Below are 11,343 nucleotides of genomic sequence, written 5' to 3'. Positions count from 1 at the left end.
CCAAGGAGGAGCCCTAGACCAACCCCCGCGACCCCCACAAAACGCCCGACCCCAAGCCCGCGCCCAACACCGGGAACCCCCTGCTGACCCCCTATGCGCGGAGGCACCACGACATCCCGGGGGGGGGGGGGCTGCCCCCCGCTGGGGTGCGAAGCGCCCCCATGATTTTGGGAGTGCTGCGCACTCCAGCGGGAGCAAGCTCCCTCGCCACAGGACGGTGTCTGACCCGTAACCTTATGCAACCTAAAACCCGATCCTTCATAACTGCTAAACTCCCGCGCCTCATTTCTCTAAGGCGCGCCCGGCATGTCTTCCTTGAATCAGGCGCTGCGCGCCGCCCTCGACCAACGCCAGGCACTGCTCGGCCAATTGCACCAGCAAGGCACGGACTGCTATCGCCTGTTCCATGGCAGCCAGGAGGGCGCGCCCGGCCTGACCATCGACCGCTATGGCCCGCAACTGCTGGTGCAAAGCTTCCATCAGTCGCTGGAGCGCGATGACCTGCTGCAACTGCACGGCATCGTCAACGAACGCCTGGGCCTGGAGACCCTATTGGTCTACAACGACCGCGCCCGGGGCAATTCCCGCGTCGACCGCCAGGACACGGTCTATCAAGCGGACGAAGCCGCCCTGCAAGACCTGGTCGGGCACGAATGGGGCTTGAATTATCGTGTTCGCGGCCGGCATGCCGGACAGGATCCACTGCTGTTCCTCGACCTGCGCAACGCCCGGGGCTGGGTCAAGGCGCACAGCCGCGACAAAAGCGTGCTAAACCTGTTCGCCTACACCTGCGGCGTCGGCCTGAGCGCGGCGGCCGGTGGCGCGCGGGAGGTGTGCAACCTGGACTTCGCCGAAGGCAACCTGGCGGTGGGTCGTGAAAACGGCCTGCTCAACCCCGAATTGCCGCCCATGGAATTCGTGCAGTCGGATTACTTCCCGGCGATTCGCCAACTGGCTGGCCTGCCCATCAGCCAGCGTCGTGGGCAAAAACTGCCGAGCCACGTGCGTCTGGAGCAACGCCAGTACGACCTGGTGCTGCTTGATCCACCGGCCTGGGCGAAAAGTGCGTTCGGCACCGTCGACCTGTTGCGCGACTACCAAAGCCTGCTGAAACCGGCACTGCTGACCACTGCCGACAATGGTGTGCTGATCTGTTGCAACAACCTGGCAAAAGTCCCCATGGACGACTGGCGCGAGCAGGTGTTGCGTTGTGCGCAAAAGGCCGGCCGCCCGGTGCGCGAGTGGAGCGTGCTGACCCCCGGCAGCGATTTCCCCTCCCTGGACCAGCAACCGCCGCTCAAGACGCTGATCCTTCAACTCTAGCCCACGCTTGAATCGCATCAGGAAATCAGACAAATCTCATAAATCACAGTGGCTTCGGAACCGTAAACGCATGCCATACTCCAAGGCACTCCGATTCACACCAGATGAAACCGCACATGCCCAAAGGATTGATTCGCGCTATCGGCGCCCTGTTGACCGCACTGGCTCTCTACAGCCTGTTGGGTTTCCTGATTTTGCCGGGCATCGCCTTGCGCATCGCCAACCAGCAATTGGCCGCCCTTGCGACAGTACCGGCGCAGATCCAGCGCATCGAACTCAATCCCTTCAGCCTTGAAGTCACTCTCTGGGGCTTGAATATCGGCGAACCGGGCAAGGAGCAGATCGGTTTTGAACGGCTGTACGCCAATCTGCAACTCGATAGCCTGTGGTCCGGGGCGCTCCATCTGGTGAACATCGAACTGGACAAGCCCAAGACCGAAGTCGCGTTCACCAAGGATGGTCAGTTGAACCTGCTGGGCCTGTTCAAGCTGCCAGCCAGCGAACCGACACCCGCCGATCCCGAGGCCAAACCGTTCCCGCTGCGGGTCGATCGAATCAAATTGGCGGGCGGCTACGTGCATTTCCAGGACTTGCGTCCCAGCGAGCCCATCGAGTTCCTGTACGACACCCTCGATTTCGAGCTGAAGAACCTCAGCACCCTGCCCGACGACAATGCCGACATGACCCTGGTGGCGGCCGGCCCCCAGGGCGGGCAGATCGATTGGACCGGTAATTTCAGCCTCACGCCGATTGCCTCCCAAGGTACGCTCAAAGTCACTGGCGGCCAGATGAAAGCCTGGTGGCCCTATGTGCGCGACGCGGTGCCACTGGTGCTGGAAAACGGCGTCCTGAACCTCAGCGCCGACTACAAGCTCAACCTGGCCAAGGGCACCGAACTGCTGCTCAACAACGTCGCGGTCAGTGTCGCACCCTTCGCCATCAAGGCCCCCGACGGCCGCCCATTGGTGAAACTCGAACGCCTGGATGTCAGCGAAACCACGGTGGACCTGGCTAAACAGCAAGTGATCGTGGGCAAGATCCGCAGCCAGAAGCTGGAAACCTGGGCCGCTCGCGAGGCAGACGGGCAATTGGACTGGCAGAAACTCTTCGCCAGCCAGCCGGCCAAACCGCAAGTCAAGGCTGAACCGGCATCCGCCCCGGCGGCGGCCGACTCGCCAAAACCTGAACCGGCACCGCCGAGCAAACCGTGGCAAGTACTGCTCAACGACGTGCAACTGCGCGACTATCAAGTGCACCTGGCCGACCGCCAGGCGCAGCCCGCCGTGGCGCTGGAAGTCGGCCCTCTCAACCTCGACCTGCAGAACTACGACACCCTCAACGGCTCGCCCTTTACCCTCAAGCTCGACACCGGTCTGGGCAAACAAGGCAAGATCCTGGCCGACGGCGAGGTCAACCTCAACCCGATCAGCGCCAGGCTCAAGGTCAAGACCCAGGACATCGACCTGCGCGTCGCGCAGGCGTACATCAACCCGTTCATTCGCCTGGAGCTGCGCTCCGGGATGCTCGGCAGCGACCTCGCGGTCGACCTCAAGAGCACCGAGCCATTGGCCTTTGCCATCACCGGCCGCGCCCAGGTCGACCAGTTGCATACCCTCGACACCCTCAAGACCCGTGACTTCGTCAAATGGCAGAAACTGGTCGTCGAAGGCCTCAACTACCAGCACGGCGACAGCCTGTCCATCGACAAGGTCAACCTGTTCCAGCCTTACGCGCGGTTCATGATCAATGACGACCGCACCACCAACGTCGATGACCTGCTGATCCCGCAACCGGCCGACAGTGGCACGAAGAACACCGCGGCCAAACCGGCGGCCCAGGAAAAACCGCTGGGCATCCACATCGGCGGCGTCGCCATCAATGACGGTTCGGCCAACTTCGCCGACTTCAGCCTCACGCCGAACTTCGCCACGGCCATCCAGCAACTCAATGGCCAGATCGGCACCATCGACAGCCGCCAGGCCAAACCGGCCAGTGTGGACATCAAGGGCAAGGTCGACCGTTACGCGCCCGTCACCATCAAGGGCGCGGTCAACCCTTTCGATCCGATGGCCAGCCTCGACATCGCCACCAGTTTCAAACGGGTCGAGCTGACGACCCTGACGCCCTACTCCGGCAAGTTCGCCGGCTATCGCATCCGCAAGGGTCGGCTCAATCTCGACCTGCATTACCGCATCACCAAAGGCCAGCTCCAGGCGGACAACAAGATGGTGGTCGAGCAATTGCAACTGGGGGAAAAAGTCGACAGCCCGGACGCCGTGAGCCTGCCGCTGAAACTGGCCATCGCGTTGCTCAAGGACTCCGAGGGCAAGATCTCCATCGAACTGCCGGTCAGCGGCAACCTCAACGATCCACAATTCAGCGTCATGCCGATCGTCTGGCAGACCCTGCGCAACCTGGTAGTCCGTGCGGCCCAGGCACCATTCAAGCTCATCGGTGGGCTGGTGGCCGGCGGTGGTTCGGAAGACCTGGGCAGCGTCGCATTTGCACCGGGCTCCAGCGACCTGAGCAAGGATAACGAAGGCACGCTGCTCAAACTCTCCGAAGCCTTGGCCAAACGGCCGGAGCTGCGCCTGGAGATCGAGGGCACCGCCGCCGAAAGCAGCGACGGGCCATTGCTCGCGGCCCAGCGGCTGGAGCGCGAATACCAGTACAACTACTACAAGATGCTCCAGCGTCGGGGTGACAAAGTTCCGGCCCAGGCTTCGCTGATAGAGGTGCCCGAGGATGAAAAGGCACCGTTGCTCGAAGGCATCTACCGCACGCGCCTCAAGACCCAGCCGCCGGCCGAATGGACGCAACTGGATAAAACGGCGCGTATCGAGAAACTGCGCGAAGGCGTGATCAAATTCTGGAGCGGCAGCGACGTGCTGTTGCGCCAACTGGGCCAGGAGCGGGCCAGCAGCATCAAGGATTTCCTGGTGGACAAAGGCCAGTTGGCTGACGACCGCGTGTATTTCATCGACGCCAGCCTCGGCCAAGCCGAAAGCGATGGCCGGGTGATCACGCCTATGCATCTGGATGCCGAATAAGATGAAACCCTGGTATGGGCTCGGCCTGGGTCTATTGCTCGCCGCCGGCCAGGCATCGGCGGCCACCACGCTGCGCTGCGGCAACCAGTTGATCAGCGTCGGCGACCGCTTGAGCGAAGTGCTGCAGAAGTGCGGACAGCCTGCGGCGCGGGATGACTTGGGCTACAAGCGCAGCGTCAATCGCCGGGAAGAATACCCGGTGGAAGAATTGACCTACGGCCCTAACAGCGGCATGTACCAGTACCTGCGTTTCGAGGGCAATCGGCTGGTGGAGATCACCAGCAAGCGGGGGCGCTGAAAGGTCCTCGCTCCCTTCAGTTGGACTGGTGTTGGAAGTACCGACGCTATCGCGAGCAGGCTCGCTCCCACAGGGGGCCGGGGTTCTTCAGGCTGAATGCATTCAAATGTGGGAGCGAGCCTGCTCGCGAAAGGGGCAACTCGGTCTCCCTGGCTGCCCCAGCCCCATATACATTTTCCACCCTGAAATAGAACAGGCCCCCGACACGAATGCCGGAGGCCTGTAATGGCCACATCCCTATGGCCTTTCGCATGAACTCCAAAGCAACGGCAAGCGTATGACTCAGCCCGCTTGCCGTGCCTTCTCCCAGTCCAGGCGAGAAGTCTTGGCCTTACTCGGCCTTCAGGCCGTCAGCCGATACGTCCTTGACGCCCTTGATTTTCTTGGCGATTGCCACGGCGGTGTCTTTTTGTGATTCAGTGACTTTGTTCATCGAAGATAAGGACACAACACCGTTGTTGGTTTCGACTTTGATATCAGTGCCTGGAATGCCTTTTTCAGTGACCAGGTCAGCTTTGACCTTGGTGGTGATCCAGGTATCGGAAACGTCTTCTTTGGCCTCTGTCACTTCGCCTGCAGCCAGCATCATTGGCGCCTGAGTCGCTTGGGTGGTCTCGGCGAATGCGCTAGCCATGGTCAGGGTCAGAGCGGTAGCAGCGGCGGCAGTGATAGCGAACTTCTTCATACGAGTAACTCCTGTTTTTCTCAGAAACCGCCGGAGATGAATCCCGGCAGGGTTAACAGGAGTAGTGCGAAGGCTGTGCCAGTTTTGAAACATTTATAAATTGCTTATGAATCAGCAGGTTAAGCGAAGCGGCGATTTTGGCGATCATGCAAAATGCATGAAGCGATGATTCGGGACATGCAACTTGCGGGTTTTATGCAGATGCTAACTTTTTGAAATGCTAAGCATTTCTGTAACGTAAAAAACCCCGCATGGGCGGGGTTTCGATGGGCGTTTTTCCAAATGGTCAACCGGCAGGAGCTGCTGCTGCGGCTCCTGTACAGCCGGCTGGCAGGAACTCCTGGGCGGCTGTGGAAGCGCAGGTCCAAGCGCCCGTAGCTGCACGGCTAAGGGTAATCGTCTTGGCCAGCACGGGTGCAGGCGCGTTGGCAATCGTGCATTGAATGGTACCTGTTCCTGCCGAAGCAGTGCCCGCAACGGTAATTGTACAATTGCTGGTGCTTGCAATTGCCCCAGTGTTGTCTCCATCTGGATTTTGGCCTTGATTCATGACGTCCTCAAACGGCACCTTCAGAGCGGAAATTTCCGCCAGTGCAGCCGTCGCCTTCGCCCGCGCCTGGTACTTGGAATACTGCGGCAACGCGAACGTCGCCAGAATGCCGATGATCGCCACGACGATCAGCAGCTCGATCAGCGTAAAACCCTTTTGCTTATTCATAGACATCTCCCATGCATGAGTCGAAATCTCATGACCTGAAACGACCATTGCAGGGCACATGCCAACCCTCAAGCCCCATTAATAAAGGGTGTTGAACCCGCACAACGGCGACGTCCTACCTCAACAACCGCACTATCTGACGTTTTTTGTCACCCTGGCCCGCTGGTTTGGCGTCGATGCTTGACTAGGCTATAAGTCATGAACTGTCCGCGTCCGGTATCCCCATGAATGACATCGCCCTCAGCGGCCTGACCAAGCAATTGGTGCTGGCCGAACTGCTCACCGAGCAAAGTGCGCAACAGGCGTATCAACAGGCCCAACGCAGCCGCATCCCCCTGGTCAGCTACCTGGTGCAGAACAAACTGGTCCAGAGCCGCCAGATCGCGGAAATCGCCTCGGAGCATTTCGGCGTCGCCCTGCTGGACCTCAACAGCCTGGACAAGGAAGCCCAACCTACGGGTCTGGTCAGCGAAAAACTGGTGCGTCAGCACCACGCCCTGCCGCTGTGGCGACGCGGCAACAAGCTGTACGTGGGCATCTCCGACCCGACCAATCACCAGGCCATCAACGACATTCAATTCAGCACCGGCCTAACCACCGAAGCCATCCTGGTGGAGGACGACAAGCTCAGCGACGCCATCGAAAAATTTTTCGAGTCCAGCAGCACCGGCCTGGAAGGCATGGGCGATGTCGACCTCGACGGCCTGGACATCGAATCGATCGACGACACCAAGCAGGACTCCATCGGCACCCAGGACACCGATGACGCGCCCGTGGTGCGCTTCGTCAACAAGATGTTGCTGGACGCGATCAAGGGCGGCTCTTCCGACCTGCATTTCGAACCCTACGAAAAAACCTACCGGGTGCGGGTGCGCACCGACGGCATGCTGCGGGAAGTGGCCAAGCCGCCCATCCAACTGGCGACCCGCATCGCCGCCCGCCTCAAGGTCATGGCCAGCCTCGATATTTCCGAGCGGCGCAAACCCCAGGACGGCCGGCTGAAAATGCGCCTGTCGAAAACCAAGTCCATCGACTTCCGGGTCAACACCCTGCCCACGCTCTGGGGCGAAAAAGTAGTGATCCGGATCCTCGACCCGTCCAGCGCGCAAATGGGCATCGATGCCCTAGGCTACGAACCGGATCAGAAAGACCTGTACATGGCCGCCCTCAAGCAGCCGCAAGGGCTGATCCTGGTCACTGGCCCAACCGGCTCGGGCAAGACCGTATCCCTGTACACCGGGCTGAATATCCTCAATACCGTGGACATCAACATTTCCACCGCCGAAGACCCGGTGGAGATCAACATGGAAGGCATCAACCAGGTCAACGTGAACCCACGCCAGGGGCTGGACTTCGCCCAGGCCCTGCGCTCGTTCCTGCGCCAGGACCCGGACGTGATCATGGTCGGCGAGATCCGCGACCTGGAAACCGCCGAGATCGCCATCAAGGCCGCCCAGACCGGGCACCTGGTGCTGTCCACCCTCCACACCAACAGCGCCGCCGAAACCTTGATCCGCTTGCAGAACATGGGCATTCCGGGGTTCAACATCGCCACCGCCGTGCACCTGATCATCGCCCAGCGGCTGGCGCGCAAGCTGTGCAGCCACTGCAAGAAGGCCATCGAGATTCCCGAGGAAACCTTGCTCAAGGAAGGTTTCCCCCGGGAACGCATCGGCACATTCACGATCTATGAGCCGGTCGGTTGCGAACAGTGCAACCACGGTTACAAAGGGCGCGTGGGGGTTTACGAAGTGGTCAAGAACACGCCCGAGCTGCAACGGTTGATCATGGCCGAGGGCAACTCGCTGGAAATCGATCTGCAGATGCGCAACGACGGCTTCAATGACCTGCGCGCATCGGGGCTGCTCAAAGTGATGCAGGGCGTCACCAGCCTCGAAGAAATCAACCGGGTCACCAAGGATTGAACATGGCGGTCAAGGCAGTCAAAACCGATGTGTACACCTGGGAAGGCAAGGACCGCAAAGGCACGAAAATGACCGGTGAGCTGACGGGCCAGAGCCCGGCCCTGGTCAAGGCACAACTGCGCAAGCAAGGCATCAACCCGGAGAAGGTCCGCAAGAAATCCACCTCGATATTCAGCAAGGGCAAGCGCATCAAGCCGCTGGACATCGCCCTCTTCACCCGCCAGATGGCCACGATGCTCAAGGCTGGCGTACCGCTGCTGCAAGCGTTCGACATCATCGGCGAAGGCTTCGACAACCCCAACATGCGCAAACTGGTGGATACGGTGAAGCAGGAAGTTGCCGCCGGCAACAGCTTCGCCGCCTCGCTGCGCAAATGCCCGCAGTATTTCGACGAGCTGTACTGCAACCTGGTGGACGCCGGTGAACAGGCCGGCGCCCTGGATACGCTGCTGGACCGGGTGGCGACCTACAAGGAAAAGAGCGAAGCCCTCAAGGCCAAGATCAAGAAAGCCATGACCTACCCGACTGCGGTGATACTCGTCGCAGCGGTGGTCACTGGCATCCTGCTGGTCAAGGTGGTGCCGCAGTTCGAATCGGTCTTCTCCGGGTTCGGGGCGCAGTTGCCGGCCTTCACGGTGATGGTCATCGGCCTGTCGGAGTTCATGCAGGCGTGGTGGTGGATGCTGCTGGGCGGTTTGGCCGGGGCGTTTTTCGGGGTGAAATATGCCCTCAAGCGGTCCCAGGCGTTTCGTGACTGGCGGGACAAATGGCTACTCAAGCTCCCCTTGATCGGCACCTTGATGTACAAGTCCGCGGTGGCTCGCTTTGCCCGCACGCTCTCGACCACCTTCGCCGCCGGTGTGCCGCTGGTCGAAGCCCTCGATTCGGTGTCGGGCGCCACCGGCAACGTGGTATTCAAGCGCGCCGTGCAACGTATCCGTCAGGACGTCTCCACCGGCATGCAGTTGAATTTTTCCATGCGCGCGTCGGGGATCTTTCCGAACCTGGCCATCCAGATGACTGCCATCGGCGAAGAATCCGGCGCGCTGGACGACATGCTCGACAAAGTGGCGAGCTTTTATGAGGCCGAGGTGGACAATCTGGTGGACAACCTCACCAGCCTGATGGAACCCTTCATCATGGTGATCCTGGGGATCGTCGTCGGTGGCCTGGTGGTTGCCATGTACCTGCCCATCTTTCAACTCGGCTCTGCGATCTGACATGCCCTTGAGCGAATTTTTCGTGCTGTACCCCGTGGCTTTCGTGCTCGTTGCGGCATTGCTCGGCCTGATCATCGGCAGCTTCCTCAACGTACTGGTGTGGCGCCTGCCGAAGATGCTCGACCGCGAATGGCGCCTGCAAGCCCATGACCTGCTGGGCCTGCCGGCCGAAACCCCGGGCCCGGTCTACAATCTCATGCTGCCCCATTCCCAGTGCCCGCACTGCGGCCATCGCATCCGCGCCTGGGAAAACATCCCAGTGCTCAGCTACGTGATGTTGCGCGGCCGCTGTTCGAGCTGCGCCGCGCCCATTGGCACGCGTTACCCCCTTACCGAAATAGCCTGCGGCGCGTTGTCGGCGTTCGTCGCCTGGCATTTCGGCTTTGGCTGGCAGGCCGGCATGGTGATGCTGCTGACCTGGGGCCTGCTGGCCATGAGCCTGATCGACGCCGAACATCAATTGCTGCCCGATACCTTGGTGCTGCCGTTGTTGTGGCTGGGCTTGATCGTCAACAGCTTCGGCCTGTTCGTTGCCTTGGACCAAGCGATGTGGGGCGCGGTGGCCGGCTACCTGGCGCTGTGGTCGGTGTTCTGGGTGTTCAAGCTGATCACCGGCAAGGAAGGCATGGGCTACGGGGACTTCAAGCTGCTGGCCATGCTGGGCGCGTGGGGCGGTTGGCAAATCCTGCCGCTGACGCTGCTCTTGTCGTCGCTGGTGGGCGCCGTTATCGGGGTCATTGTGCTGCGCCTGCGTGACGCTCCCGGGTCGACACAAATCCCCTTTGGGCCTTATCTGGCCATTGCCGGCTGGATTGCCTTGCTCTGGGGTGGTCAAATAACCGACTTCTACTGGCAGTCTGTCGGTTTCTAATGTCGATCTTCTATGAATAACCCTCTGGAAAAACCCTGGATCCTCGGCCTGACCGGTGGCATCGGCAGCGGCAAGAGCGCGGCGGCCCAGCATTTTATCGACCTGGGTGTGCATGCCGTCGACGCTGATCACGCCGCACGCTGGGTGGTCGAGCCCGGGCGCCCGGCGCTGGCGAAAATCGCCGAACACTTCGGCCCTGACGTATTACAAGCCGACGGCGCCCTGGATCGGGCGGCGCTGCGCAAGCTGATTTTCGAGCAGGCCGAGGAACGCCGCTGGCTCGAAGCACTGCTGCATCCGTTAATCGCCGAGGAAATCGCCCATCACCTGGCCCAGGCACGATCGCCCTACGCGATCCTGGTGTCGCCGCTGCTGATCGAGTCAGGCCAGTACGCCATGACCCAGCGGATCCTGGTGATCGACGCGCCAGAACAACTGCAAATCGAACGTACCTTACAGCGCGACCAGACCAGCGAGCAGCAGGTCCAAGCGATCCTCAAGGCCCAATCCAGCCGCCAGGATCGCCTGAGCCATGCCGACGACGTAGTGGTCAACGACCGCGACCTCGCCTGGCTGCACAGCGAGGTCGAACGCCTGCATCACTTTTACCTTACTTTGCGTGGAGGCCAATCATGAGCCAAACCCCAACCGTTGATTGTCCAACCTGTGGCGCACCCGTGGAATGGAGCCCGGAAAGCAAATTCCGGCCGTTCTGTTCCGATCGCTGCAAACTGATCGACCTGGGCGCCTGGGCGTCGGAAGAACACAAGATCCCCGTGGCCCCGGACGCCGAGGATGAGTTGTTCAGCGAAGACTTCAATCCGCGCTCCCATCACTGAGGCCCGGTATGAATCATTGTGGCGAGGGAGCTTGCTCCCGCTGGGGCGCGTAGCGTCCCCCAAAAAACGATGAGTGCTTCGCACTCAAGCGGGAGCAAGCTCCCTCGCCACAGGCTCATTGTCATCTCAGGTAACGGAGTTATCCCCTAAGGCCGCATGAAACCGTAATCCTGTTCATCGTCGAGGTTTTCCGCCAGGAAACTCAACTCATCGGCGAGGTCTTCAGTGCTGCGCACTGTCTTGCTCTGCTGCACGATGGCACTGAGCAAGGCACGCAGGCTCAAGCCCGGGTCGAAACCGATCTCCATTGCGGCATCGTGGCTACGCCTGATCTCTTGTCTGGCCCACTCATAAACACTCATGGTTGTGCTCCTGGAAGTTTTCCAGAGCATGAAGGGCGTGTGATGGCGCAGC

The 11,343-nt window shown here is 60.7% G+C and carries 11 protein-coding genes; 8 read left to right on the top strand and 3 right to left on the bottom strand.

Annotated elements, in window-relative coordinates; translation table 11 throughout:
- Positions 1-306 precede the first annotated feature (306 nt).
- The 3 genes from J3361_RS27470 to J3361_RS27460 all read left to right on the top strand — a co-directional run bounded on the left by J3361_RS27470 (position 307) and on the right by J3361_RS27460 (position 4,671).
- Entirely contained in the window at positions 307-1,323 is a 1,017-nt protein-coding gene (locus J3361_RS27470) for a class I SAM-dependent methyltransferase (RefSeq protein WP_207967181.1), read from the top strand.
- A gap of 116 nt (positions 1,324-1,439) precedes the next feature.
- Positions 1,440-4,373, top strand: coding sequence for a DUF748 domain-containing protein (locus J3361_RS27465; RefSeq protein WP_207967180.1), 2,934 nt, complete (start codon positions 1,440-1,442; stop codon positions 4,371-4,373).
- Position 4,374: 1 nt separating this feature from the next.
- Positions 4,375-4,671, top strand: a complete 297-nt coding sequence (locus J3361_RS27460) for a DUF2845 domain-containing protein (protein ID WP_207967179.1) — start codon at positions 4,375-4,377, stop codon at positions 4,669-4,671.
- Positions 4,672-5,002: 331 nt separating this feature from the next.
- Here the strand turns inward: J3361_RS27460 and J3361_RS27455 are convergent, their stop codons facing one another.
- On the bottom strand, positions 5,003-5,356 hold the full coding sequence (locus J3361_RS27455) for a BON domain-containing protein (protein WP_207967178.1): 354 nt from the start codon (positions 5,354-5,356) through the stop codon (positions 5,003-5,005).
- Between the two features lie 286 nt (positions 5,357-5,642).
- Positions 5,643-6,074 (bottom strand): pilin, encoded by a 432-nt coding sequence (locus J3361_RS27450; protein WP_207967177.1) that lies wholly within the window; start codon positions 6,072-6,074, stop codon positions 5,643-5,645.
- Positions 6,075-6,298: 224 nt separating this feature from the next.
- Here J3361_RS27450 and pilB point away from each other — a divergent pair, with 224 nt between their 5' ends.
- Genes pilB through yacG form a run of 5 tightly spaced genes read left to right on the top strand, consistent with a single transcriptional unit; the run spans position 6,299 to position 10,929 of the window.
- The gene (gene pilB / locus J3361_RS27445) at positions 6,299-7,999 is read left to right on the top strand and encodes a type IV-A pilus assembly ATPase PilB (RefSeq protein ID WP_207967176.1); all 1,701 of its coding nucleotides are present in this window, start codon (positions 6,299-6,301) and stop codon (positions 7,997-7,999) included.
- A gap of 2 nt (positions 8,000-8,001) precedes the next feature.
- Positions 8,002-9,219: a type II secretion system F family protein gene (locus J3361_RS27440; RefSeq protein WP_207967175.1), complete on the top strand. Its 1,218-nt coding sequence runs from the start codon at positions 8,002-8,004 to the stop codon at positions 9,217-9,219.
- A gap of 1 nt (position 9,220) precedes the next feature.
- On the top strand, positions 9,221-10,090 hold the full coding sequence (locus J3361_RS27435; RefSeq protein ID WP_207967174.1) for an A24 family peptidase: 870 nt from the start codon (positions 9,221-9,223) through the stop codon (positions 10,088-10,090).
- A gap of 12 nt (positions 10,091-10,102) precedes the next feature.
- Positions 10,103-10,726 (top strand): dephospho-CoA kinase, encoded by a 624-nt coding sequence (coaE, locus tag J3361_RS27430; RefSeq protein WP_207967173.1) that lies wholly within the window; start codon positions 10,103-10,105, stop codon positions 10,724-10,726.
- A complete protein-coding gene (yacG, locus tag J3361_RS27425) occupies positions 10,723-10,929 on the top strand; it encodes a DNA gyrase inhibitor YacG (RefSeq protein ID WP_186709040.1) in 207 nt (68 codons plus the stop codon). The genes coaE and yacG overlap by 4 nt, the downstream gene beginning before the upstream one ends.
- A 146-nt stretch (positions 10,930-11,075) precedes the next feature.
- On the opposite strand, the gene J3361_RS27420 is transcribed toward yacG, so the two are convergent.
- Positions 11,076-11,291, bottom strand: coding sequence for a hypothetical protein (locus tag J3361_RS27420; protein WP_207967172.1), 216 nt, complete (start codon positions 11,289-11,291; stop codon positions 11,076-11,078).
- Positions 11,292-11,343 lie beyond the last annotated feature (52 nt).

The sequence above is a fragment of the Pseudomonas sp. OA65 genome, assembly GCF_017498305.1.
GTDB classification, from domain to species: domain Bacteria; phylum Pseudomonadota; class Gammaproteobacteria; order Pseudomonadales; family Pseudomonadaceae; genus Aquipseudomonas; species Aquipseudomonas zanjanensis.
Note: the sequence above shows the minus strand (reverse complement) of the source record. Positions and strands in the feature narration are given on the sequence as shown.

Coding starts and splice junctions, on each gene's coding strand:
- J3361_RS27470 (WP_207967181.1), top strand. CDS start 307: ATGTCTTCCTTGAATCAGGCGCTGCGCGCCGCCCTCGACCAACGCCAG.
- J3361_RS27465 (WP_207967180.1), top strand. CDS start 1,440: ATGCCCAAAGGATTGATTCGCGCTATCGGCGCCCTGTTGACCGCACTG.
- J3361_RS27460 (WP_207967179.1), top strand. CDS start 4,375: ATGAAACCCTGGTATGGGCTCGGCCTGGGTCTATTGCTCGCCGCCGGC.
- J3361_RS27455 (WP_207967178.1), bottom strand. CDS start 5,356: ATGAAGAAGTTCGCTATCACTGCCGCCGCTGCTACCGCTCTGACCCTG.
- J3361_RS27450 (WP_207967177.1), bottom strand. CDS start 6,074: ATGAATAAGCAAAAGGGTTTTACGCTGATCGAGCTGCTGATCGTCGTG.
- pilB (WP_207967176.1), top strand. CDS start 6,299: ATGAATGACATCGCCCTCAGCGGCCTGACCAAGCAATTGGTGCTGGCC.
- J3361_RS27440 (WP_207967175.1), top strand. CDS start 8,002: ATGGCGGTCAAGGCAGTCAAAACCGATGTGTACACCTGGGAAGGCAAG.
- J3361_RS27435 (WP_207967174.1), top strand. CDS start 9,221: ATGCCCTTGAGCGAATTTTTCGTGCTGTACCCCGTGGCTTTCGTGCTC.
- coaE (WP_207967173.1), top strand. CDS start 10,103: ATGAATAACCCTCTGGAAAAACCCTGGATCCTCGGCCTGACCGGTGGC.
- yacG (WP_186709040.1), top strand. CDS start 10,723: ATGAGCCAAACCCCAACCGTTGATTGTCCAACCTGTGGCGCACCCGTG.
- J3361_RS27420 (WP_207967172.1), bottom strand. CDS start 11,291: ATGAGTGTTTATGAGTGGGCCAGACAAGAGATCAGGCGTAGCCACGAT.